23 protein-coding genes are annotated in these 24862 nt (G+C 39.4%); 15 read left to right on the top strand and 8 right to left on the bottom strand.

Translation table 11 applies throughout. From position 1 onward, the window contains the following. Positions 1–52: 52 nt before the first annotated feature. The 4 genes from idi to B0B05_RS03445 form a co-directional block, all read right to left on the bottom strand. The gene (idi, locus tag B0B05_RS03460; protein ID WP_076782092.1) at positions 53–562 is read right to left on the bottom strand and encodes an isopentenyl-diphosphate Delta-isomerase; all 510 of its coding nucleotides are present in this window, start codon (positions 560–562) and stop codon (positions 53–55) included. Between the two features lie 124 nt (positions 563–686). Further along, the gene (gene rsmA / locus B0B05_RS03455) at positions 687–1457 is read right to left on the bottom strand and encodes a 16S rRNA (adenine(1518)-N(6)/adenine(1519)-N(6))-dimethyltransferase RsmA (protein WP_076782091.1); all 771 of its coding nucleotides are present in this window, start codon (positions 1455–1457) and stop codon (positions 687–689) included. A gap of 55 nt (positions 1458–1512) precedes the next feature. After that, complete coding sequence (locus B0B05_RS03450) at positions 1513–3105, bottom strand: peptide chain release factor 3 (protein ID WP_076782090.1); 1593 nt, start codon at positions 3103–3105, stop codon at positions 1513–1515. 266 nt (positions 3106–3371) lie between these two features. After that, the gene (locus tag B0B05_RS03445) at positions 3372–4565 is read right to left on the bottom strand and encodes an MFS transporter (RefSeq protein ID WP_221406962.1); all 1194 of its coding nucleotides are present in this window, start codon (positions 4563–4565) and stop codon (positions 3372–3374) included. Between the two features lie 315 nt (positions 4566–4880). Here B0B05_RS03445 and aspA point away from each other — a divergent pair, with 315 nt between their 5' ends. Genes aspA through B0B05_RS03430 form a run of 3 tightly spaced genes read left to right on the top strand, consistent with a single transcriptional unit; the run spans position 4881 to position 8258 of the window. Further along, a complete protein-coding gene (aspA, locus tag B0B05_RS03440; protein WP_076782088.1) occupies positions 4881–6290 on the top strand; it encodes an aspartate ammonia-lyase in 1410 nt (469 codons plus the stop codon). 4 nt (positions 6291–6294) lie between these two features. Beyond that, positions 6295–7206, top strand: coding sequence for a glycosyltransferase family 2 protein (locus tag B0B05_RS03435; protein WP_076782087.1), 912 nt, complete (start codon positions 6295–6297; stop codon positions 7204–7206). Next, complete coding sequence (locus tag B0B05_RS03430) at positions 7203–8258, top strand: hypothetical protein (RefSeq protein ID WP_076782086.1); 1056 nt, start codon at positions 7203–7205, stop codon at positions 8256–8258. The genes B0B05_RS03435 and B0B05_RS03430 overlap by 4 nt, the downstream gene beginning before the upstream one ends. A gap of 19 nt (positions 8259–8277) precedes the next feature. Here B0B05_RS03430 and B0B05_RS03425 read toward each other — a convergent pair whose 3' ends face one another. Then, positions 8278–9357: an FUSC family protein gene (locus B0B05_RS03425; protein ID WP_076782085.1), complete on the bottom strand. Its 1080-nt coding sequence runs from the start codon at positions 9355–9357 to the stop codon at positions 8278–8280. 566 nt (positions 9358–9923) lie between these two features. Here B0B05_RS03425 and B0B05_RS03420 point away from each other — a divergent pair. From B0B05_RS03420 to B0B05_RS03400, 5 genes are all read left to right on the top strand, one after another. Further along, the gene (locus tag B0B05_RS03420) at positions 9924–12254 is read left to right on the top strand and encodes an ATP-dependent helicase (protein ID WP_076782084.1); all 2331 of its coding nucleotides are present in this window, start codon (positions 9924–9926) and stop codon (positions 12252–12254) included. A 292-nt stretch (positions 12255–12546) separates the two neighbouring features. Further along, entirely contained in the window at positions 12547–13221 is a 675-nt protein-coding gene (locus B0B05_RS03415) for an ABC transporter ATP-binding protein (RefSeq protein ID WP_076782083.1), read from the top strand. A 58-nt stretch (positions 13222–13279) separates the two neighbouring features. After that, positions 13280–13957 (top strand): RadC family protein, encoded by a 678-nt coding sequence (gene radC / locus B0B05_RS03410; RefSeq protein WP_076782082.1) that lies wholly within the window; start codon positions 13280–13282, stop codon positions 13955–13957. Positions 13958–14043: 86 nt separating this feature from the next. Further along, a complete protein-coding gene (locus B0B05_RS03405; RefSeq protein ID WP_076782081.1) occupies positions 14044–14553 on the top strand; it encodes a DUF7935 family protein in 510 nt (169 codons plus the stop codon). A gap of 6 nt (positions 14554–14559) precedes the next feature. Then, on the top strand, positions 14560–15171 hold the full coding sequence (locus tag B0B05_RS03400) for an inorganic pyrophosphatase (protein WP_076782080.1): 612 nt from the start codon (positions 14560–14562) through the stop codon (positions 15169–15171). A 114-nt stretch (positions 15172–15285) separates the two neighbouring features. Here B0B05_RS03400 and B0B05_RS03395 read toward each other — a convergent pair whose 3' ends face one another. Beyond that, a complete protein-coding gene (locus B0B05_RS03395; RefSeq protein WP_084173868.1) occupies positions 15286–16188 on the bottom strand; it encodes an outer membrane beta-barrel family protein in 903 nt (300 codons plus the stop codon). Positions 16189–16214: 26 nt separating this feature from the next. Here B0B05_RS03395 and B0B05_RS03390 point away from each other — a divergent pair, with 26 nt between their 5' ends. Together B0B05_RS03390 and B0B05_RS03385 are read left to right on the top strand one after the other, a co-directional pair. Continuing rightward, the gene (locus B0B05_RS03390; RefSeq protein ID WP_076782078.1) at positions 16215–17018 is read left to right on the top strand and encodes a sensor histidine kinase; all 804 of its coding nucleotides are present in this window, start codon (positions 16215–16217) and stop codon (positions 17016–17018) included. After that, positions 17008–17688 carry a response regulator transcription factor gene (locus B0B05_RS03385; protein ID WP_076782077.1) on the top strand — a complete coding sequence of 227 codons (681 nt, stop codon included), beginning with the start codon at positions 17008–17010 and terminating at the stop codon, positions 17686–17688. The genes B0B05_RS03390 and B0B05_RS03385 overlap by 11 nt, the downstream gene beginning before the upstream one ends. Positions 17689–17707: 19 nt before the next feature. On the opposite strand, the gene mgtE is transcribed toward B0B05_RS03385, so the two are convergent. Beyond that, on the bottom strand, positions 17708–19027 hold the full coding sequence (gene mgtE / locus B0B05_RS03380; protein WP_262488139.1) for a magnesium transporter: 1320 nt from the start codon (positions 19025–19027) through the stop codon (positions 17708–17710). Positions 19028–19092: 65 nt separating this feature from the next. Next, positions 19093–19662 carry a pyruvate decarboxylase gene (locus B0B05_RS03375; RefSeq protein ID WP_076782075.1) on the bottom strand — a complete coding sequence of 190 codons (570 nt, stop codon included), beginning with the start codon at positions 19660–19662 and terminating at the stop codon, positions 19093–19095. 135 nt (positions 19663–19797) lie between these two features. Between B0B05_RS03375 and polA the strand changes: the two genes are divergently transcribed. The 5 genes from polA (at position 19798) to B0B05_RS03350 (ending at position 24861) form a co-directional block, all read left to right on the top strand. Next, positions 19798–22641: a DNA polymerase I gene (gene polA / locus B0B05_RS03370; protein WP_076782074.1), complete on the top strand. Its 2844-nt coding sequence runs from the start codon at positions 19798–19800 to the stop codon at positions 22639–22641. A gap of 57 nt (positions 22642–22698) precedes the next feature. Further along, a complete protein-coding gene (locus tag B0B05_RS03365) occupies positions 22699–22968 on the top strand; it encodes a YciI family protein (protein WP_076782073.1) in 270 nt (89 codons plus the stop codon). 10 nt (positions 22969–22978) lie between these two features. Continuing rightward, positions 22979–23329, top strand: a complete 351-nt coding sequence (locus tag B0B05_RS03360; protein WP_076782072.1) for a bleomycin resistance protein — start codon at positions 22979–22981, stop codon at positions 23327–23329. 4 nt (positions 23330–23333) lie between these two features. Then, complete coding sequence (locus tag B0B05_RS03355; protein ID WP_076782071.1) at positions 23334–23678, top strand: SdpI family protein; 345 nt, start codon at positions 23334–23336, stop codon at positions 23676–23678. Between the two features lie 157 nt (positions 23679–23835). Continuing rightward, positions 23836–24861 (top strand): M28 family peptidase, encoded by a 1026-nt coding sequence (locus B0B05_RS03350; RefSeq protein WP_076782070.1) that lies wholly within the window; start codon positions 23836–23838, stop codon positions 24859–24861. Position 24862: the final 1 nt, after the last annotated feature.

Genomic DNA, 24862 nt, shown 5'->3' with positions numbered 1-24862 from the left:
GGTAGGTAAAATTTTCTGAACAGAAATTACTAAATTTCCTAAGGTTTTTTGATTATTTCAACTGGCTGAGATATTCGTCCAGGATAATTTTGAACCATTCTGTAAAATGATCAGGATTTTCTGCAATTTCCTTTTGCAGGTCAGCAAGTGAGATATAGCGTATTTCCGAAACTTCATCCGGATTTAGGTTAAAATCACCATCAAAATCACCGGTGAAAACATAATCCAGCTCATGCTCCCAAAGGCCGTCACCCACATCCGCTTTATATATGAAATGGAATTTCTCTGTAAGATCGCAATCAATTCCCAATTCTTCTTTAATCCGCCTTTTTGCGGCATCAGGATAAGATTCTCCCAATCTTGGATGCGAGCAGCAGGCATTCGTCCATTGGTTGGGCGAGTGGTATTTTTCGCCAGCCCGTTTCTGCAAAAGCATTTCGCCTTGTTTGTTGAATAAAAAAACAGAAAAAGCACGGTGCAAAAGTCCGTTTTCGTGTGCCTGCATTTTTTCCATTTGCCCCAAAACTTCGTCCTGAGAATTTACCAATACCACTTTTTCCATAGCACAAAAGTAGGGATTTTAGAATTAATTTTTAGGAGCTTATTGACTACGTCGAACAGTTGTTTCAGTTTTTTATTTTAACTGTATTCAGAGAAATCTGCTTAATCAGGGAGAAGACAGAATCTTACAAACTACTTTTCCACTCATTCGCAAAAGAGATAAAATCAGCTACAGACAATTCTTCTGCACGGATATCAAGGAAGGCGTGAGACTTTATAGCTTCCGGGATTCCCAAAACTTTCAGCGAATTGCTCATTTTTTTACGGCGCTGCCCAAATCCGGCTTTTACTATTTGTTTGAAGAGGATTTCGTTACCGGTCAGTCCGGGTTTCAGGTTCCGGGTCATCCGGATAACCCCGGATTTTACTTTTGGTGGTGGATTGAAGACATTTTCGTGGACGGTGAAGAGATATTCTACATCATAATAAGCCTGCACAAGAACAGATAAAATCCCATAATCTTTGGTCCTGGGTTTTGCAGCCGTTCTCTCGGCAACTTCCTTCTGGAACATACCGCTCATCTCCGGTATATACTGGAAATTATCAATAATTTTGAACAGGATCTGTGAAGAAATATTATATGGGAAATTCCCGATAACAGCCAGTTCTTCTCCAAAAACTTCCGGGATATTGATTTTAAGAAAATCACCTACAAAATGCTGCGCTTCCAGCTTAGGGTAATGCTCTTTCAGGTAAACAATAGATTCCTGATCGATCTCTGCAACATAAATCTCTGCTTCTTTTTGCAGCAGGAATTTTGTAAGAACGCCCATTCCGGGACCTACTTCCAGCACTTTATGATAGCCCTCGAACGAAAGCGAATCTACGATTTTGCCGGCTATATTTTGATCTGTGAGAAAATGTTGTCCAAGATGTTTTTTTGCTCTTACGTCCAATGCTGTTTTTTTACAAAGTTAGGTTAATTGTTGTAGGATCAATCCTTAATATTGATTATTCATGCTGAAACTCACTGATAAAATGCAGTTTCACATTCGGGAATTTCTCCTGTGTCATATGAATGGTGAAAGAGGAATCAGCCAGAAAAACCAGCTGGTCATATTTATCTCTTGCGAGGAAACGTTGTTTCAATCGTGCAAATTCTTTGAATTCGTCTGATTTTTCATCCGCCTCAATCCAGCACGCTTTGTGAATACTGATAGGCTCATAAGTACATTTTGCACCGTATTCGTGTTCCAGTCGGTATTGGATTACTTCGTACTGAAGAGCACCAACGGTTCCGATGATTTTTCGGCCGTTCATTTCCAGAGTAAACAGCTGCGCTACACCTTCATCCATCAATTGATCTACACCTTTTGCCAATTGTTTCGCTTTCAGCGGATCATTATTATTGATATAACGGAAATGCTCCGGTGAGAAACTTGGGATTCCTTTGAAACTCAGCTTTTCGCCGGCTGTCAAAGTATCACCAATCCGGAAACTTCCCGTGTCATGGAGGCCAACAATATCGCCGGGGAAACTCTCATCCACCACTTCTTTTTTATCAGCGAAGAAAGCGTTAGGAGAGGAGAATTTCATCTTTTTACCTTCTCTTACAAGCAGGTAATTTTCATTTCTTTTGAAGGTTCCGGAAACGATTTTTACAAACGCCAGTCGGTCCCGGTGTTTAGGGTCCATATTGGCGTGGATTTTAAACACAAATCCCGTGAATTGAGTTTCTTCCGGTTTCACAAGTCGCGTTTCACTTTCTTTTGGCTGTGGCATTGGCGCAATATCGATAAAAGCGTTCAATAACTCACGGACACCAAAATTATTCAAAGCGGAGCCGAAGAAAACCGGTTGCTGTTCACCATTCATATAATCTTCCCGGTTAAATTCGGGATAAACAGTCTGTATGAGTTCTAATTCATCCCGGAGTGTCTGTGCAGCTTTTTCACCAATAGCTTCATCAATAGAAGCATCGCTGATATCATCAAATTTTACCGATTCTCCTACTTTTTGTTTTTTCTCTTCCAGGAATAACTGAATATTATTTTCCCAAATGTTATAAATCCCCTGAAAGTCGCTTCCCATACCTATGGGCAGAGAAAGCGGGCAAACAGTTAATCCCAGTTTCTGTTCTACTTCATCCAAAAGGTCAAACGCATCTTTACCTTCACGGTCTAGCTTATTGATGAAAACAATCATCGGTATGTTCCTCATTCTGCAGACCTGAACCAGTTTTTCGGTCTGTTCCTCCACACCTTTTGCCACATCTATCACCACAATCACAGAGTCTACCGCAGTCAGTGTACGGTAAGTATCTTCTGCAAAATCCTTGTGACCAGGCGTATCCAGGATATTGATTTTGTGATCTCTGTATTCAAAAGCCAAAACAGAAGTCGCTACAGAAATCCCTCTCTGGCGCTCTATCTCCATAAAGTCGGAGGTTGCACCTTTTTTGATTTTGTTTGATTTTACCGCACCGGCTTCCTGAATCGCACCCCCAAAAAGAAGGAGTTTTTCCGTTAATGTCGTTTTACCGGCATCGGGGTGAGAGATGATTCCGAAGGTTTTTCTTTTGCTGATTTCCTGTTCTAGAGACATAATAAAATTTGAGACTGCAAAAATCGTGATTTTTATCGAATCCTGAAAGCCTTCGGTTTTTTATAATTATGAAGTATAGAAATTAAAGTTTCAGGGTCAGCACATCATATGTTATACTTTTTACTTAAAAATACAATTCTCGCAGATTCCATGAATTTCATGAATTAAAAAGAAAAAAACAACTTAATCTGTAAAATCAACGAGAGGATTCAAAAAAGAATAAAATCATAGCTTGATCAATCAAAATAATTTTAATGACATTAATTCTATAGCTGGACAGCAGAATCTTTGATTTTTAAATAATAGGCTAAGGCCAGCCCGATTAGTACAATCCCTACACTGAAGGGAAAAATGTATGGCAGTCCAAAATTATCGGCTACACTACCAATCAACGGCCCGGTAATGCCTAAAGAGATATCGATAAACAAGCCATAACCAGCCAATGCTGAACCCTGATTGGAAGGCGGAACAGTTTTGATGGCCATGACACCCAAAGCCGGAAAAATCAATGAAAACCCCAATCCGGTAATCCCGGCACCAATCAATGCCATAAATGATTGATGAGACAGACTTATAATCGTTAATCCTACCGTTTCTACCGCCAAACTGGCAATCGCAACTTTTATTCCTCCAAATGTATTGATAGCATTACTGAAAACAATCCTCGAAAACACAAAAAGAATCCCAAAAACCGAAAGGCAAAGTGCGCCGTCTTTCCAATGATAATAATCGTAATACAAAGTTATAAACGTGGAAATGGTTGCGAAGCCTAAACCACCAAAAGCCAGGCAAAACCCGAAAGGTGCAACTTCAGCCAGGACAGACCAAAACGAACGTTGTTTTTCTGCAGATTGCACTCCGATTTTGTTTTGTTTGTTTCTGGCCATAAGGTAACCTGCCAGCCCTGCACATATGATCAAAATACCTAGGCCGTAAAATGTTAAATCCTGCACCATGATAACACCGGAAAAAGCACCTAAAGCCAAAGCACCATACGAAGCAACACCGTTATAAGAAATAATTTTGGCGGTATTCTGCTCGCCCAATACTAAAATGGCCCAGTTGATAGGGCTGGCGCCAACCATGCCCTCTGCGCAGCCCGTGAGCAATCTTGTAATAATCAAAAATACAAGACTTACCGCAGGTGAAAACCTGAAATAGTAAGCTGCCATCAAAATAACACCGGTTAATGTAAAACTCAGCATACTCCCAATGACAGCTGGTTTTGGTCCTTTTTGATCGACAATTTTCCCTGAATAGGCACGCATCAAAAATGTCGTCAAATACTGCAAACTGATGACAATGCCCGCCACAAGCATACTGAAGCCAAGGGTTTTACTGATAAAAATAGGTAATACAGACAATGACAGCCCAATGATGAAATAACCTATAAATGTGAAAGATATGTAAGAAATTAAAGATAAAAAAAGATTCTTCGGTTGTTCGCTTTTTACATTCATAACATCCATAATAGTTTGCAAAGGTAAGTCATCAAAATTTTAAAATTGATAGTGCAAAATGATTTTCCAGAGGATAAGAACTAATATCAATAAGAGGAATAACAGCCCGGAACCCAATTTCTTCGTTCAAATTTTTACATCAGCCAAGCTTGAGTGAGGCTGATAAAAACCATTGAGGCAGTAATAAATAAATGCCCCGACTGTAATTATAATATCTTTAATCCATAATCCCTTGAACATCCCGAGTTATATATTCATTAAAAATAGAAAAAATATTTCAAATATTCTGTAACTTTCCGTTTTCAAAAATCAATCATGGAACAGTATAGATTAGAAAGCGATTTGCTGGGTGAGTTACAGGTACCCATTGGAGCTTATTACGGAGTACAGACACAGCGAGCCATTAATAACTTCAACATTTCGGGTCAGAAATTGTTTTCGTATCCCGAATTTGTAAAAGCCCTTGGCTACGTAAAAAAAGGAGCAGCGAAAACCAATTATGAACTGGGACTGCTAGACGAAAATCTATACCAACACATTGATAAGGCCTGTGACGCGGTTATATCAGGAAAATACAATTATGAATTTCCCATTGATATGATTCAGGGAGGGGCCGGAACTTCGGTTAATATGAATACCAACGAGGTGATTGCCAATATCACTTTGGAACTCCTTGGCCATCAGAAAGGCGAATATCAGTACTGTTCACCCAATGATCATATCAATCTGTCCCAAAGTACCAACGATGCTTATCCCAGTGCGATAAAAATTGCACTTTATAATATGAATAAGATCTTGGTAGAAAAGCTACAGCAGATTGTTGAAGCCTTCCGCCGAAAAGGGTTTGAGTTTCAGGATGTCATCAAGATGGGGCGCACACAACTTCAGGATGCGGTGCCAATGACGATGGGGCAGGAGTTTGAAGCCTTTGCAGCGACGCTGGAAGAAGACATCGAAAAACTGAATAACAATGCCAAACTTTTTGTGGAGCTTAACATGGGTGCCACCGCTATTGGAACAGGCATTAATGCACCAACAGGTTACGCCAAAAGATGTGCAGAAAACCTGGCGCAGATAACGGGAATCCCAATTGTTTCTGCCCCGGATCTCGTAGAAGCAACTCCCGATACCGGAGCTTATGTCATCTACTCATCTGCCATGAAACGGATGGCTGTCAAACTGTCCAAGATATGCAATGACCTGAGACTGCTCTCATCGGGCCCACGCGCTGGTTTGTATGAGATCAATCTTCCGCCAATGCAGCCCGGATCATCCATCATGCCAGGAAAAGTAAATCCGGTGATTCCGGAAGTGGTCAACCAGGTTTGTTATAAAGTGATTGGGAACGATTTGACCGTGACTTTTGCTGCCGAAGCCGGCCAACTACAGCTGAATGTGATGGAGCCTGTTCTTTGCCATGCCATTATGGAGAACAATCATTTTCTTTGTAATGCCCTGGATACACTTCGGGAGAAATGTGTTGTTGGCATTACTGCGAACAAAGAAGTATGCCTTAATATGGTAAAAAACAGCATTGGTATTGTAACGGCGCTTAACCCATATATTGGTTACAAAAATTCCACAAAAATTGCTAAGGAAGCTTTGGAAACCGGCAAAAGTGTCTACGATCTGGTGATAGAACATCAGTTGTTGTCCCAGGAAAAACTGGATGAAATTCTGGATCCGAAAAACATGCTGAATCCTCACAATAAAATATTAATCTAGCCTATTGAAATTCCTGATTATCATCCCCGCCCATAACGAGGAACAAAATATTTTTCTCTGTCTGGATTCTCTTAAAAAACAGAGTTTCCAGGATTTTTTATGTGTAGTTGTCAATGACGGCTCCACTGATAAGACCGGAGAAATCGTGCAGGATTTCCTTACTCAAACCTCTAATTTTCAGCTTCAGACATTAGAGACTTCTGCGCACCAGCCGGGTGCTAAAGTGGTGAGGACATTTAACCACGGACTGCAGTCTGTAGATTGGGAGCAGTATGATGTCATCTGTAAATTTGATGCAGATATTGTATTTCCTAAAAATTACCTGGAAAAAATCAATTATATTTTTGAGAGAAACCCAAAAGCTGGGATTGTCTCCGGTTTGGTCTATATCAGAAATTATAAACAAAACCCGGAAATCAAAAACCTTAGGAAACAAAGTGAAAACTGGGCAGACTTCAGTAATCAAAACAGAGACTGGGTTTTTGAAAACCTGTCTTCCAAAGACCACGTGCGTGGCCCTGTGAAAGCTTACCGAAAAGAATGTTTTGTATCGATGGATGGTCTGCGGCCTGTTCTTGGATGGGACAACCTGGATATTCTTCTCGCCAAAATGCACCATTGGGAAGTGCTTACCATCAAGGATCTCTGGGTAAAGCATTTGCGCCCGACAGCTTACAAATACAAATCTCAGAAAGCTGAAAAATTGGGACAGTATTTTTACAATATTGGGCTCAGCTTACCTTTGGCGATGATCTCTTCCGCAAAGTCTTCTTTTAAAAATCAATCCGTTAAGGAGTTTTTTGTAACAATCAATTCTTTCCTTAAACAAAAAAGTAAACGGCAACTAAGCCCGCAAGAAATCAAATTCATAAGGAACCTGCGGTGGAAAGAATTTTGGAAAAACTTCGGATTATGAATAAAATCGCCTATATAGAGCTTGATACCCATGCTGAGATCGCTGCCCAATTTTACGAATTAACCAAAGATTCTAAGACATTGCTGGTGGATTTTTACTTTTCTCAGAAGATATTCAAACTACTGAATATCAGGGAGGAAAATATTTACATCACTGACTACTCTAACCTTTTGGACGTCCTTGAAAAAAAAACCTATGATCTGATTATTGTTGGAACTGTGCATCGCCATTTCATTGTTTATAAGGCTCTTGCGGAGAAGTACAATACGGCGCTTATTGTCCATAATCTTAATTTTACAAAAGCCTCAAAATGGGATTTGATTAAGAATATATTTAAAAAAGATTTTAAGTACAGGTTAAAATTACTGCTGAAAGAAGGATTGTTGGAAGCTCCCAAAGTCTATCAGAAAGCCAATTATCTTTTAGGAATTGATGAACTGATGTCAAAAGATAATAATCTCAAATTTTTACCAATTTATTTCAATCAATTTAATTCTCAAAACTTATTACAAGAAGCAATCAGAATTGTAATTCCTGGTGCAGTTTCACAAAGCAGGCGAGATTACAATTCGCTTTTTATAAAATTGGAAAAGTTTGAGGCTATCGGCATCAATTACGAATTTGTTTTTTTGGGAAAAGCATCCGGCAGGGTGTTGGAACAACTCAAAAATGTGGAACAGAGGCTTCCTGATTTTATCAGTTTCAAATATTTTACAGAGAAAATCCCGCAACTGGAATTTGATCTGGAAATGAAAAAAGCAGATGTTTTGTATTGCCCCATCCGACAGGAGACTGAGTTTTTCTCTGTCAGGGAAATTTATGGAGAAACGAAAATTAGCGGTAACATTGGCGATGCCATCAGGTATGGGAAGCCGGCTATTTTCCCGTCAACATACACATCAGGCCTTAATTTTATCATAAAAGAAAAGCCTGACCTTCAACATCAAATTTCAGAACTTAGGAAGCAGGCATTCAACTTTACAGATTACTCAAAAGAGACTGTCGCCCATCAATTACAGCAACTGATTGATAGTTGTAAAAACCATAGGTAAGGTACATAAAACGGATTACTTACTTCTGGAAACTTTTCCTCAGAACAACTTTCGACTTTCGCAGGTTTTTAATAGAGTTAAACCTGATTTTCTCATTGTATAAAAACCAACCGCCTACACAACCAATCAGGCTGCCTATTAAAATTTCTAACAATCTCATTTTTAACAGGTAATCAGGATTAAGTGAAGTAGAGCTTCCGGTCTCGGCCAACAGGATCCCCATAGGTGTGAGAAAAACGACAGCCAGGGCATAATGCCTGGTAATCAGCAGTTCTACAATAACCTGAAGGCAGATAATGGCAACACAAATCCAAAGAATATCCTTGACATAAGAAAAGATAAACCACGCAATGCCCAAACCAATGATGGTACCCAAAATCCTGTGCAAACCACGCTTCCAGATATGATAGCGGCTCACGCCCTGTAGAACCGCAAGGGCAGAGATCGGGATCCAATATGGGTATTCGAGTTTGAGGATATGACCAACCATCACGGAAGCCAGCATACAAATCCCAACAATGAAAGATTCTACAAGGTTAACATAAGGGTTAATTTGTACCGTGGTTATATTACTTTTAGCCTCTTTTTTTGATTTTAAAAGTCCATAGATCATGCATATGAAACAGGCATTCAGCGTTCCTATGGTAAAAATCCCCACACGCTGCGGGATCGTTTCCCAATGGTGGGGCAAGCCAATCGCCATGGACGCCATCATGATAAAGAAAAAACTGCCTGGTGGTTTCAGGTTAAAATATTTGACAATATAGTAAGCAATGCCTGAGAAAATCCCAAATGCTACCGGCGCCAACCACATATTAAAACTGAAGACAAGCCCAAAAATGTAAGAAATAATCATCCCAAAAGAGCAGACAAACATTTTCATCATTATCTCAAAAATATCCTTAGAATTTGGGATGTAAAGAATGACTAATCCTGCAAGGCTGGCCGTTAAAGCTGAGCGCACATCAGCAAAGAGGTAACCGAACAGCAAAGGAATCCCTACCGAAAGCCCTGCAAGAAAGGGGATATGCCAGGTTCTGGGTGAAGGTTTGAGAATAAAAAATGTGCTTATTTCCTTTTTGAGATGGTTCCTTTTCAAATGTTTGTATGTTAGGGTTTGGAATAATAATTAGATGTTCACCGGCACAAAAATACCTAATGATTACCGGATTTTCAAATATACGGGATAAAGATTAAGTTAATATCAGACAAGCCATTGGGTTTTTGGAAACTATTCGAAAAAAATAACATGGTGGTAATCATTTATCATTTGCAGAATATTTATTTAAATCAATAATTATTAACAATATGATAATGTTATTGCTGATTTTCATTCATGAACTATCCATGGCTTTGGTATGGCTTTACTATGGCTTTGCCATGAATGAACTATTCTTAAAGATAGGCTTAATTTTTTAGGGAAAACCAAAAATCTTGAATTAATGGGGTATATCGCTGTTTTTGTTCCGATCCAATTATGATAATACTGCTGTTCCTTCGTCAATCACAGGATTCAATGTTATTGAAATTATTACATATTTGATAATCCTTCATTATGGTTTTAAAGATTGCTACCGGCTTTTTTGGACAAATGTTATTAAGGCGCGTAGAATAAAAAATTGCTCAAAATTCCCTATTTTTGTTATCTGAAAATTTGAGACTATAATGGATTATCTGAAGGGATTGAATGAAGCGCAATATGAGGCAGTTACAACATTACAGGGACCGCTAATGGTTTTGGCAGGCGCAGGCTCGGGCAAAACAAGGGTTCTGACGATGCGGATTGCCCATCTCATTACCAATGGTGTAGATCCGTTTAATATCCTGGCGCTGACATTTACCAACAAGGCGGCGAAAGAAATGAAAGAGCGTATCGCCAAAGTGGTGGGGAACAGTGATGCCCGATCGCTGTGGATGGGAACCTTTCACTCCATTTTTGCCAGAATCCTGAGAAGCGAAGCGCATTACCTTGGTTTCCCGTCCAATTTTACGATTTATGATGCCCAGGACGCGCTGAATGTCCTTAAAAAAGTGATTAAAGATCTCAGTATAGATTCCGAGGTTTACAAGCCTAAAAAAGTTCTTGCCAGGATTTCGCAGTATAAAAATAACCTGATCACCGTCAACGCTTATTTTAACAACCCGGAGCTGATGGAGAATGACGAAAGAGCCAATATGAAACGGATAGGAGAGATCTACCGAAAGTATGTAGATACCTGTTTCCGTAACGGCGCCATGGATTTTGATGACCTTTTGCTGAAAACCAACGAATTACTGACTCGTTTCCCAGAAGTCCTTGCAAAATACCAGGACAGGTTCAGGTATATCCTGGTAGATGAGTACCAGGATACCAACCATTCCCAATATCTGATTGTGAAAGCCTTAGCATCAAAATTTGAAAATATATGCGTGGTAGGTGACGATGCACAGTCTATTTATTCGTTCCGTGGAGCCAATATTTATAACATCCTTAATTTTAAAAAAGACTATCCGGATGCCGTAACGGTTTCGCTGGAGCAGAACTACCGGTCAACTCAAAATATTGTAGATGCCGCCAATGTTGTGATTTCCAAAAACCTGCAGCAGTTTAAGAAAAACGTATTCAGCGAGAATGAAGTTGGCGAAAAAATCAAGGTTTACCGAAGCCTTTCCGATGCTGATGAGGCCAATTTTGTTTCAGCCAACATTTTTGAATTACATAATACGCAGCAGCGGCATTTTTCTGATTTTGCAATTCTTTACAGGACCAATTCGCAAACAAGGGCTTTTGAAGACGCGCTTCGGAAAAAGAATATCCCTTACAGGGTTTATGGCGGATTGTCCTTTTACCAAAGGAAAGAAGTTAAAGACCTCTTGGCTTACCTGAGGATTTTGGTTAATGAGAATGACTCCGAAGCCTTGTCCAGGATTATCAATTACCCGGCAAGGGGAATTGGCGAGACCACACAGAATAAGCTGATTGTCTTTGCAGATTCTCACGGCCTTGGCTTAACACAGGTTTTGGACAATCTTGGGTTTTATGCGCCACAACTGGGCCTCAATAACGGGATTATTACCAAACTCGGTGATTTTTGGGCCATGATCAAAGCTTTTCAGGTGATGCTGAAAACCGAAAACGTCTATGATGTAGCGATGGAAGTGGCCAAACGCAGCGGATTGATTAAGTTCCTGAAAGATGACCAAACGCCGGAAGGCATCTCCAGAGTAGAAAACATACAGGAATTACTCAACTCAATGCAGGGTTTTATCGAAGAACAGAGACAGGTTGAAGGCGGCGACCCGAGCCTTTCTAATTTTCTGGAAAATATTGCCCTCTCATCCGATACTCAGGATAAGAAAGACGATGACACCGATAAAGTGTCGCTGATGACGATCCACTTGTCCAAAGGGCTGGAGTTCCCTGTGGTATACCTCGTTGGGCTGGAGGAAAACCTTTTCCCGAGTTTTATGAGTTCATCTACCAGGGAAGAACTGGAAGAAGAACGCCGGCTGTTTTATGTGGCGTTGACACGCGCTGAGAAACAAGCCTATTTCACCTATGCGGTGTCGCGTTTCCAGTGGGGGAAAATCACAGACTCGGAGCCATCCAGGTTTCTGAGTGAAGTCGATTCCAAATATATCGAGTTTATCAATCCGATGATGGAAGCACGGTTTGTAAACCATTCCGGGATCAGTTCTAATATTTTTGACGAAACACCATCGGAACCAAGGTTTTTCAAGAAGAAAGAAGAGAAAAAAACACTGGAAAGAAACATTGGTGTCCCAGCACCCAAAAAACAGCTGAAACCTGTAGCAACAGCAAAAATCATTAATCCAAGCGGATCATCCTCGGAGGATATAGAAGTTGGAGACCGTGTGAGACACGACCGTTTCGGGATTGGGGAAGTCACATTTTTGGATGGCACCGATCCTCAAAACATCAAGGCCAAAGTTGTTTTTTCCAACGAAGGGGAGAAAAACCTTATCCTAAAATTCGCTAAATTGACGAAGATTTAAGCAGATGCCTGAATTTAGGTGTCAGATATTAGATCAAAGTTTAAAAACTTTGAAAACGAAGTGAAAGCAAAACTTGTAATGTAGAACTAACTACAAAAGTTTGAATAAAAAACATAATATTGGTCATCCTGGCGGAATGTTAACTCGCTTCTTAGCTTGTTCGAGATTCCTACGGAATGACAAAATACTTTGAAAACACAAAGACTATTGTGACTTTTGTGGTTAATAGTATTTATAAATTAATGAATAAAAGTACCAATAGCAATTAGCTAATAGCCAAAAGCGATATAAAATGATCCGAGCAAAAAACATACACAAATTCTATGGCACACTGGAAGTCCTGAAAGGTGTTGACATCCATATAAAACCTGCCGAAGTTATCTCTATTGTCGGAGAATCCGGAGCTGGAAAATCCACGCTGCTGCAGATCTTGGGGACGCTGGACCGGCCGTCTGACATCGAGAAATACCAAACCGAAATTACGCTTGACGGACAGAGTTTTCTGGGAATGAAGGATAAAGACCTCTCAAAATTCAGAAACAGAAACATTGGTTTTGTGTTTCAGAACCATCAGCTTTTACCCGAGTTTACCGCATTAGAAAATGTGCTCTTGCCTACAAAAATTGCAGGTATTGCAGAGAAGGAAGTGATAGACAAAGCCCATTCACTTTTTGAAGATCTCAACATCGCGCACAGGCTGCATCATAAACCGTCGGAACTCTCCGGTGGCGAATCGCAGAGAGTTGCTGTTGCCAGGGCTTTGATTAATTCGCCAAAAATTATCTATGCCGATGAACCTACCGGAAACCTGGATTCTAAAAATGCCGATGCGCTTCACCAGCTGTTTTTTGACCTCAGAGATAAGTACAAGCAGACTTTTGTGATTGTTACCCACAATATGGTTTTGGCAGAAAGTACAGACAGGAAGCTGATGATGAAAGACGGACAGATCATTAATAATAAATGATAGTTGATTAGTAATTATAGATAATAGACTTTTAGTTTAAACTCAAAAAACTTCTATTTTGAATCTCAAATCCCTTGCGGAAGATGACCGCCCACGAGAAAAATTCCTGTTAAAGGGAAAAGCTGCCGTTTCGGATTCGGAGTTGCTGGCTATTATTATGGCTAGTGGGAACAGGGAAGAATCGGCTGTGGAACTGGCCAGAAGAATCCTGAATTCGGTCGATAATAACTGGCACAGACTAAGTCAGTTATCGATCAAAGATCTAATGAAATTCAAGGGAGTGGGTGAGGCCAAAGCTATTTCCATAGCAACGGCTCTGGAAATTGGCAACCGAAAATCGCAACAGGAGGTGCTGGAGCGGCAACAGATTAGCAGCAGCCGGGATGGGTTTGAGATTTTGCAGCCACATCTTTCCGAGCTTTCCACGGAAGAGTTTTGGGTTATTTTTCTTAATCATCAGAACAAAATACTTTATAAAACCTGCCTCTTCCGGGGCGGAATTGCAGGGTCTGTTGCCGATGTAAGGGTGGTTTTCAAAACAGCTTTGGAACATTTCTCTACCAGGATTATAGTGGCACACAATCATCCGGCTGGCAGCCTGAACCCCAGCCGCGAGGATATCGCTATTACTCAAAAAATCAAAGACGCCGGGAAGTTGCTGGAGATAGAACTGCTGGATCATCTCATTATTGCCCAAAACAGATATTACAGTTTCAAAGACGAGGCGATGCTGTAACTGGTGTCTTTGCAAAACTTTTTAAAATGAATATTATCAATTAAAATTGAGCAAATTTTTCTTAATTTTGCAATCCGATTTCAGATATGTTTGATTCAGATTATTTACCTTACGCTGTGGCCGTTATCATTGCATTACCATTTTTGGTTTTTGCAAAACAGTTTGTCAACAGCTTTATCCGTCTCAAAAAACAGGAGATCAACTTTTTGGCAACCCAATCGAACAGCGAGATCAAACTGCAGGCTTTGGAAAGGATGACGCTTTTTCTGGAACGCCTAAAACCGGCCAATCTTGTGACGAAGTTTGATAAAAACCTTCAGCCTCACGAATTTGTTTTCCTGACGGAAAAAAACATTAATGAAGAATTTGATTATAATTCTTCGCAGCAATTATACATCTCACGATCATCGTGGCAGGATATTGTGACTTCTAAGAACAATATCATCCAGTTGCTTCGCAAAACCTATGAGGAACTGAATGACAATCCGGGGCTGGATGATTTTAAAACGATCTTCCTGATGGGTTACCTCAATTCCGAAGATTATATTGCCGACACGATAGAAAACCTTAGAAAAGAACTTAACAAAATAATATAAATAAACATGATTCCTAATTGTAAAGCCCATCCTTGGCATGGGATCTCTGCGGGAGAAAATGCGCCGGAAGTGGTTAACGTTTTTGTAGAAATTGTACCTACAGACACCATAAAATACGAAGTTGACAAAGAAACTGGTTACCTAAAAGTTGACCGCCCACAAAAATTTTCCAACATTATCCCCGCTTTGTACGGTTTTGTACCAAAGACTTATTGTGAGGAAGAAGTTAAGAACCTTGCGGTGGCTACCGGAGCAAAAGATGTTGCAGAAGGCGATCATGACCCTTTGGATATCTGTGTGTTAAGCTCTCACAACATTACTTCTGGTAACATTATTTGCCAGGCCATCCCAATTGGTGGTTTCCAAATGATTGACAAAGGTGAGGCAGATGACAAGATTATTGCGGTATTGGTAGAAGACCAGGTTTATGGCCATATCAGAGATATCTCCGAATTGCCACAGGCAGAAGTGAACCGGCTTTTGCATTATTTCTTAAGCTATAAAAACCTTCCAACAGAACCTGCAAAAGTTAAAATTGATTTGGTTTACGGCGCGGACCACGCTAAAAAAGTAATCCTTGCGTCCCAAAAAGACTACGCAGATAACTATTCTAAATAGAATCCCAGATATTTTTTATACTTAAAAAACCTTCTTTTTCAGAAGGTTTTTTTGTTTTTAAATTCTTTAAAGGAATTAATGATATATATTCAGGCTATTCAATACGGAAAAAATTTACAGCCTGTTTTGTTCATCTGTTTTGCGGCCGGCTTTAGCCTCCTTCACCTTCTGGTTCCCAAAATTATATTTGAGGTTAATCATAAAATACTGCGTATCGCGGTAATCTTTGAAGTACTGGTTTTGGTCTGCATATCTTGTTGAGATGGTATTTTTGTTAGTCCTGAAAATATCATTAAAAACCAAACCGGCTTCCAGACGTTTGTCAAACATTTTCTTATTAATGATAATATTCGTATTCTGGGATGAACTGATGTCAAACGAACCCTGAATAGTCTTAGAATTATAAACATAAGAGACATTCAGATCCCAGGTTTTTGCTTTGTCCAACGTAATTTGTGTAGAAATATTCGCATTGTAAAAAAAGACATCATTTTTATAAAGGATCCTGGCTGTTCCCATAAAATAATTTTCCTGATATTCTCCCATCGCAAAAAGATTCAGTTTCCAGAATGGCTTTATCGAAAAGCTTTTAGAAAGATTAGCGCCCAGGTTTTGCCCGTGATCTATATTGGTATAATTGTAAACCGTTTCAAAAGTCTGCGGGTTCTGGACAGAGATTTCCATAGAAGGGTCTTTGATGTAGCTGTAATAAGCTTCAAAGTTCCAGTCTTTCACCGTATAAGTCAGGCTCAGATTATGGATAATGGTTGATCTCAGATTCGCATCACCCTGAAAGTACGAATACAGATTATAATAAGATTTGGAAGGATTCAAGAAATCATAATTCGGTCGGTCGATCCTTTTGCCATAAGAAATCCCCAATTGCTGGTCTTCTTTCATATTATACATCAGGTAAAAAGTAGGGAAGAGTCCGGTTCTCGTGGTTTGGTTTTCCACAGCAGGATTGTCAGAATTGGTTTTGATAAAAGTCGTTTCCGAACGCAATCCGGCTTTCATTTCCCATTTGTTCCATTTGTATTCGGATGAGAGACATCCAGCAGGACGAAAAACATTTTTACCTGGTAAAATCAAAAGCAACTTATCAATTATTGAACATTCAGTTTTTAATTTTTAAGAAAATTATTCCGTTAATTATCATTAGTTTGCTGATTATTGTCTTGATCGTTTTCTTGTTTCGAAACAGCCTCAAAAACCTAAACCGTCAGGAAAAGAAAATCTCACAACTTCACACCACTATCGATTCCATCGCTCACGAACTGAATACGCCCATTACAACCCTGAAATTCTCAGTTGCTCAATCTTCTGATTATCAGACTAAAGCTCTATTGGAACGACAAATCAAACGTCTGGAGAATATTGTTTCATCAATTCACACTTCCGATTCTGATGATGTTTTGATTGATAAAAAAAAGATGGAGGATTATTTTATTGAGGCTAAAAAATATTTTGATAAAATCGATTTCAAAGTTAAAATTAATTTTTCTGAGAATAAGTCGTTGTTTGAAAATGATTTCAAGCAAATTATGGATAACTTAATCGATAATTCTACAAAATACGGCGCAAAGGAAATTGAGGTTTTTATTAAAGTCAATAAATTCATTGAAATTGAAGTTTCTGACGACGGAATCGGAATCCCGAAAGGAGAAACACAACACATTTTTGATAAATATTACCGCATTACGAGAGACGAAAATCTTCACATCAACGGTCTTGGTGTAGGACTTTTTCTGGTTAAGAAAATTGTTGATCAATACAAAGGCGATATTGATGTGAATCCAAAAAAGAAAGGTGTTTCATTTAAAATCACGATTCCCAATGAAGCCTAAAGTTTTATTAGTAGAAGATGACCCGGATTTGGGGCTGGTTTTGAAACAATACCTAGAATTTTCGGATTTTGAAGTCAGTTGGATCCCGAATCCCGAAGAAATTTTGAAAAATAAAACATCGGTTGACCAACATCAATTAGCCATTCTTGATGTGATGCTTCCAGTAATTGACGGTTTTGAATTGTCTAAGGAAATCAGGAAAACATCTGATATCCCGTTTTTGTTCCTGACGGCAAAAGGACAAAGTATTGACCGGATCCTGGGACTGAAATTGGGCGCAGACGATTATATCACCAAACCCTGTGAACCCGAAGAACTGATCTTAAGGATCAAAAATATTCTCAAGAGACAACAGGATTCTATAAAAGCAGTGATTAAATTGGGTAATTATTCCTTTATTCCATCACAATTTCAGCTGATATTTCAGAACGAAACGGTTCAGTTAACCGAGAAAGAATCGGAACTGTTGCTCTTGCTTTCTAAAAATAACCATAAAATTATCAATCGAAAAGAGATTTTGGAAACACTTTGGGGCGAAAACGATTATTTCCTTGGAAGGAGCCTGGATGTTTTTATGAGCAGATTGCGCAAATATTTCCAGAAAGATAAGAGAATCAAATTTGATTCTGTTCGCGGAATTGGTTTTAAGATTGAATTCCCTGATCTATAATAGCTAAGACAATATAACGTTATAGCAACTTCCCGGTAAGGAACAATCCTGCCACGGAGAAATAGATAATAAGACCGGTAACATCCACCAAAGTTGCTACAAAAGGTGCAGAAGAGGTCGCCGGATCGAGTTTCAATCTTTTTAATATAAAAGGAACCATTGATCCGGAAAGTGTTCCCCAAAGAACAATTGCTATGAGAGAAACACCAACACTTAGTCCGACGAAAGGCCAATATTCTCCATAGTTGAAAAAACCTGCTTCGTGCCAGACCATAATTCTTAAAAATCCTATAATACCAAGAATACTACCCAAGAATAAGCCGGTAAAAATCTCTTTTTTCATAACATACCACCAGTCCTTCAGTCCAATCTCCTGCAGGGCCATTGCACGTATTATTAATGTTGCTGCCTGCGATCCGGAATTTCCTCCGCTTGAGATAATCAGTGGGACGAAGAGTGCTAAGACAACAGCTTTTTGGATTTCATCTTCAAAATATCCCATGGCAGAAGCGGTCAGCATTTCTGAAAAAAATAAAATAATAAGCCACATTCCTCTTTTTTTGACCATTTCTATCAGTGAGGTTTGTGTATAGGGGACATCTAATGCTTCCAATCCCCCGAATTTCTGGATATCTTCTGTATTCTGTTGTTCGATTTGGTCAAGGATATCATCAATGGTTACAATACCTACCAGAACGCCATTTTCTGTGACGATGGGCAACGCACTTCGGTCATATTTCTCAAAATAAGGCACAGCATCTTCTTTGCTGGTTGTAGTGGTAATCGCCACAAAATGATTGTCACAAAGTTCAGAGATCAGCTGCTCTTCATCTGCCAACAGGAGCGAACCTACGGTGATATCGTCTATCAGGCGGTTTCTCTCGTCTACTACATAAAGAAAGTTGAGTGTTTCCGCTTTTTTTCCTACTTTTTTGATCTGTTGCAGGCATCGTTTTACAGTCCATTCCTTACGGATCTGCACATAATAAGGTGTCATAAGACGGGCTATAGAATCCGCTTCGTATCCTAATAATTTGAGGGCAACCCGGCGTTCCTGCGGATTCAGGAGATTAATCGAGTATTTAATTAATTCATCCGGAAAATCCTCAAACAATTGGGTACGATCATCGGGAGACATCTCATTCAGGATGTCAGAAACCTCATGGCTGGCGATACTTCTAATTGTATCTTCCTGAAAATCAGGATCAAGATGGGCAAAAACTTCCGCCTTCTCAGACTTTGGAAGTTTCAAAAACTGCAGAATACGGACTTCCGCCGGCAATTTGCTCAGCGTTTCTGCCATATCAGCAGGATTTATTGTGATCTCTTGATTCTCGATTACCTAAATTTTTTGCAATGCAAAAGTATAAAAACTAAACAAAAAACACATTAATGGAATGTAAATTAAGATGCCTTTCTTAGAATAACCTGCCGGTTCCGAAGTTCTTTCTCCATTTTGCGGATCGCACCTTTGGTGCCTATAATCACAGAGTTTTCTGCACTTCCCAGCAGCCTTGCGTTGCCTTTGTACGTATCGTAAGAAGTCTCCATAATATAATTGCCTTCAGAATCATAGAGTTTCAGGCTTACAACCACCTGATTAGAAAAAACATATTTACCAAAACCCACTTTAAAGTATTTCACTTTCGGGATAATGGCTACATCAGCGTTATTGTTTTTACAGATTTCCTGCACAATCTTAGTGTCTATCTCTTCAAAAGGAATCGCTTTATTCACCTGAAGGTATTTTATGCTGATCGATCTCATCTTGTCAGACGCAGCATTAGAGAAAGCGGAATAGGTAGGATCTTTGATCTCATCAATATCCGGGAAAACTTCCGGATCAAAAAACAGGACCGTTTTTACACCATTGATTTTTGCATCTTTTTTATAGTAAAGCAGGCTGTCACCGTAGTTGGCGCAGGACATTATGATACACAGGAGTAATATAGAAAATGGATAGTTTTTTTTCATCGTATTGATGTTGCAAAAATACAACCAAAATCGTTTAGTAATTATATAAAATTAAGATTTTTTAACATTAATAAAATTATTTTTTTTGAATCAATTACACTTTATAATCAAGCACAAATCGTTACTTTTGTTTTTATGACTTCTAAAGACAAACGATTATACCTGATTGATGCCTACGCCATGATATTCCGTGGGTATTTTGCTTTCATAAAAAACCCCAGAATCTCGACCAAAGGCCTTAATACCTCTGCTATTTTTGGTTTCACCAACTCTTTGATTGAATTGATTAAAAGAGACCGGCCGACACATTTGGCAGTCGTTTTTGATGTAGGCAGAACGAACGTCCGTCACGAAGATTATGCTGAATATAAAGCCAACCGCCTGGAAACGCCTGAACCGATCCTGCTTGCAAAACCTTATATCAACAGCATTCTGGAAGCGATGCACATTCCCATTCTTGGTGTGGAAGGCTATGAAGCAGATGATGTGATAGGAACCATTGCCTGCAAAGCCGAGAAACAGGGCTATAATGTTTTTATGGTAACGCCGGATAAAGATTTTGCGCAGCTGGTTACTGATAAAATCAAAATTTATAAACCGGGACTGAAAGGCGGCGACATCGAGATATTGGGTGTTGAAGAAGTCAAGGCCAAATATGAAATTAATGACCCCAAACAAATCATCGATTATCTTGGGATGATGGGCGATGCGGTGGATAACATTCCCGGGCTGGAAGGTGTTGGTGAAAAAACTGCGAAGAAATTTATTCAGGAATTTGGTTCTATGGAGAATCTTCTAGCCAATACCGATAAGCTGAAAGGCAAGCTTAAAGAAAAAGTTGAAGCCAGTGCAGAAAGAGGATTGTTATCCAAAAAGTTAGCTACCATATTATGTGATGCACCGATTGAATTTATTGAGGAACAATATGACCTCGAAGTTCCTGATTTTGAGAAAGTAAAAGAAGTTTTTGATGAGCTGGAATTCCGAAGGTTATACGAAAATCTCTACCGTGCTTTTGCGAACAGAGAATATACGGATGAGTTGATGGACGGCGATGAAACCGGCAAAGCCACCATAGAAATAGTAGAAGAAAAAGTAGTCGTACACAAAAACGGAACGATGGATCTTTTTGCTACTTTTGAACAGCTGGATCAGGCCACTACCACCAAGTCTACAATCACCGAGAACGATCATCTTTATCAATATATAGAAAGCCCAAAAGCCCAAAAGGTTTTGGTTGACAATCTTCTTAAACAACAAGCGGTTTGTTTTGATACCGAAACCACGTCGCTTAACGAGCTCGAAGCAGAATTAATTGGGATGAGTTTTTCCTATAAAAAAGGCCTGGCATATTATATCCCAATTTCTGAAAATAGGGAAGAAGCGCAAGAAACAGTTGAGATTTTCCGTCCGTTTTTTGAAGACCAAAATGTGCTAAAAATAGCCCATAACCTGAAATACGATTATAAGGTTCTCCAGAATTATAACCTTGAAGTAACAGGAAAGTTGTTTGACACAATGATTGCGCATTATCTTCTGAATCCCGACGGACGGCACGGGATGGATTATCTCTCTGAGATGTATCTGGATTACAAACCAGTTTCCATAGAATCTCTCATCGGGAAAAAAGGTAAAAATCAATTAACTTTGAGAGAAGTTGACATCATAACACAGACTGATTATGCAGCAGAAGATGCAGATATTACGTTTCAGCTTTATGAACTGTTTGCACCTCAATTAGCCAAAGAAAATCTGGAAGAACTCTTCTATAATGTAGAAATGCCGCTGATGAAAGTTCTTGCAAAAATAGAATTAACCGGTGTAAAACTCGACAGCAACTGGCTGGCTCAAGAAAGTAAGGATCTGGAAAATGACCTGAAAGTTTTAGAATCCAAAATCTTTGAACTCTCCGGCGAAGAATTCAATATGAATTCGCCCAAGCAGTTGGGAGAAATCCTTTTTGAGAAAATGCAGCTGGATCCCAAAGCCAAGAAAACCAAAACCGGGCAATACGCCACGTCTGAAGATGTTTTACAAAAACTGTCGTCCAAACACGATATCATTGCTTCCATACTGGAATACAGAACCTTACAAAAGCTTAAATCGACTTATGTAGATGCGTTGCCCACCCAGATCGAGAAAAAAGATGAGCGCGTTCATACGACTTTTGCCCAGACTGTTGCCGCGACAGGCCGTTTGGCAAGCCAAAACCCGAATCTGCAGAATATCCCAATCAGAACGTTGAGAGGGCAACAGATCCGTGGCGCTTTTGTTTCAGGTGAAGGCAAAAAAATCATCTCAGCCGATTATTCTCAAATCGAATTAAGATTAATTGCAGAGATCTCCGGTGAGCAAAATATGATCAAAGCATTTCAGGATGGGGAAGATATCCACGCTTCAACAGCTGCAAAGTTATTTGATATTGCATTAGACGAGGTGACAAAAACGCAAAGGAGCCAGGCCAAAACGGTCAATTTTGGAATCATTTACGGACAGGGTGCTTTTGCTCTAGCCGAACAGACAGGCCTTTCCAGATCCGAAGCCAAGAAAATGATTGATGCTTATTTTGAAACCTATCCTCGTCTCAAAGAATATATGACCGAGCAAATAGAAAAAGCCAGAAAACTGGGTTATGTTGAAACCATCCTGGGAAGAAAACGCCATCTTAAAGATATTAATTCGACTAATTTTGTGGTGAAAGGCCACGCAGAACGGAATGCCGTCAATGCACCAATACAGGGAAGTGCCGCCGATATTATCAAACTGGCGATGATAAAAATTGATCAGGAACTGGAAACACAACAACTGCAAACCAAAATGCTTTTGCAGGTTCACGATGAATTATTGTTTGAAACGCCAATTGATGAAGTGGAAACAGCAACAGCACTCATCAAAAAAGAAATGGAATCTGCATTTCCTACCAATGTTCCTCTGTTAGTAGAAGTTGGAGTAGGCGATAATTGGTTGGAAGCGCATTAGATTTATAAGTGATAATTGATCAATGATAATCGATTAATAATGTTATAGACAAAAATTATGAAAGCAGTAGTTTTTTACGAGCATAACGCAAACAAAACAATGGACGAGTTTATGGCTGTCTTTCCGCGTCACGAAGCGTTTGAAGCCGATTTTCTAAAATCCGGGAAAGTTTTGGGAACAGGAGCCTTCGCTAATCCTGGTGAAGGTGCAATGGCGATTTTTGTTGACAAAGATTCTGCAGAAGCTTTCGTGAATGGCGATCCGTTTGTGAAGGAAGGTTTGATAGCAAAAGTGACTATCAAGGAATGGAATGATGAATTAGCTTAAAAATCGAATAATGATCTCACAAATAATCGCGAAAATACCGTTTATTAGTAAAGCTGAAACAATAGCATATTACCAAAAACTGGGATTTGATTTTGTGGCGGATTATAATAATTATCTGATAGCAGTCTACAATAATTCTGAACTTCATTTTTTTGAATTCAAGGCATTAGATCCCAGCCAATCTGATTTTATGCTTTATTTTAAAATTTCGAATGATATCGAAACATTCTTTGAACAAGTACAGAATAAAAACATTGCCATTCATCCTAATGGGAGTTTAGAAACAAAACCGTGGGGAATGAAAGAGTTTTCCTTATTAGATCCTAACGGAACATTGTTAACTTTTGGAGAGAGAATATAGACTTATGATAGAAAAATTAATGCTTATCCCTAACCTGACCGGCCTTATATTGATCCTGGCAGGACTGCTTATGCGGATTTTCCCACCTAAGAAAATCAATGCATTATACGGATACCGGACATTAAGGTCTATGAAAAATATTGATAACTGGCATTTCGCTCAACGGCTGTCAGCCCAATTGTTGATTATTGGTGGATTAGTTCTTTTGCTAACCGGGATTATTGGGCTTTTACTCAATTTGGATGAAGCACATATCAATATGATGGGCTTTGGTATAATGATTATAATCGTCATTGTTCTGTTCGTCAAAACAGAATCGGCTATTAAAAAGTTTGAACAATCAAAGTAACAATCAGCTACTTATTCCGACTTAATACTAAATAACTGTAATAAGTCGATGAAAGAAAATAGAGAAGAGGATAAGATAAAAAGCAGACTGTTCTATCCTGAAAATATATCTCAATTCTTTTCATGACCTTAACAACAAAAAAGTAAAACTTACTCCTATGAAAAATATAAAAATCTACGGTCTTGTGCTGGGATTGGCATTACTGCAAAACTGCGCCACGACCAAAAACTTCAGCTACGATGGCAAAGGCTTCAAAGACGCTTACAACAGTATTACCTCCGCAGAACTGAAAGAAAACCTCTACATTATTGCAGCAGATGATATGGAAGGTAGAGATACCGGAAGCGCGGGGCAAAAAAAGGCCGGTGTGTATATGATTGAGCAATATAAGAAAAATGGTATCGGTTTTCCGCCAGCTTTGGGATCCTATTACCAGAAAGTCCCGTCGGCTTCAATGAAAAAGTATGGCGAAACACTGCCTGACTCAGAAAATATTTTAGCCTTTATCCCCGGAACTGAAAAACTAGAGGAGATTATTGTGGTTTCTGCTCATTATGACCATGTCGGAACCAAAAATGGCGTCGTGTACAATGGCGCTGATGATGATGGCAGCGGTACTGTGGCGGTGATGGAAATTGCAGAAGCCTTTCAGGAAGCTAAGAAGAAAGGTTACGGGCCAAAACGTTCAATCCTTTTCCTGCACGTAACCGGTGAGGAACATGGGTTGTTTGGGTCAGAATACTATTCAGAAAATCCTGTTTTCCCGTTAGCCAATACAGTGGCTGACCTTAATATTGATATGATTGGGCGCGATGACCCGGAAAACCGGGGCAAACAATACGTCTATGTTATTGGTTCGGAAATGCTGAGCTCGGATCTTAAAAAAATCAATGAAGCAGCGAATGATAAAACCGTAAAGTTGGAACTGAATTATAAATATGATGATCCCAAAGATCCTCAGAGATTATATTACAGATCCGACCATTATAACTTTGCAAAGCATAACATTCCGGTTGCATTTTTCTTCGATGGTATTCATGAGGATTATCATAAATCGACAGATGATCCCGACAAAATAGATTATCCACTATTGCAGAAAAGAGCCCAGCTGGTTTTTGCAACTGCCTGGGAATTGGCAAACAGGCCAGACCGCATTGTGGTAGACGGTAAAAATACAAGATAAA

Origin of the sequence: Epilithonimonas bovis DSM 19482, assembly GCF_900108115.1 — a bacterium.
Classification (GTDB): Bacteria; Bacteroidota; Bacteroidia; order Flavobacteriales; family Weeksellaceae; genus Epilithonimonas; species Epilithonimonas bovis.
The sequence above is the reverse complement of the archived record's forward strand: the minus strand, read 5'-3'. Positions and strand labels throughout refer to the sequence as shown.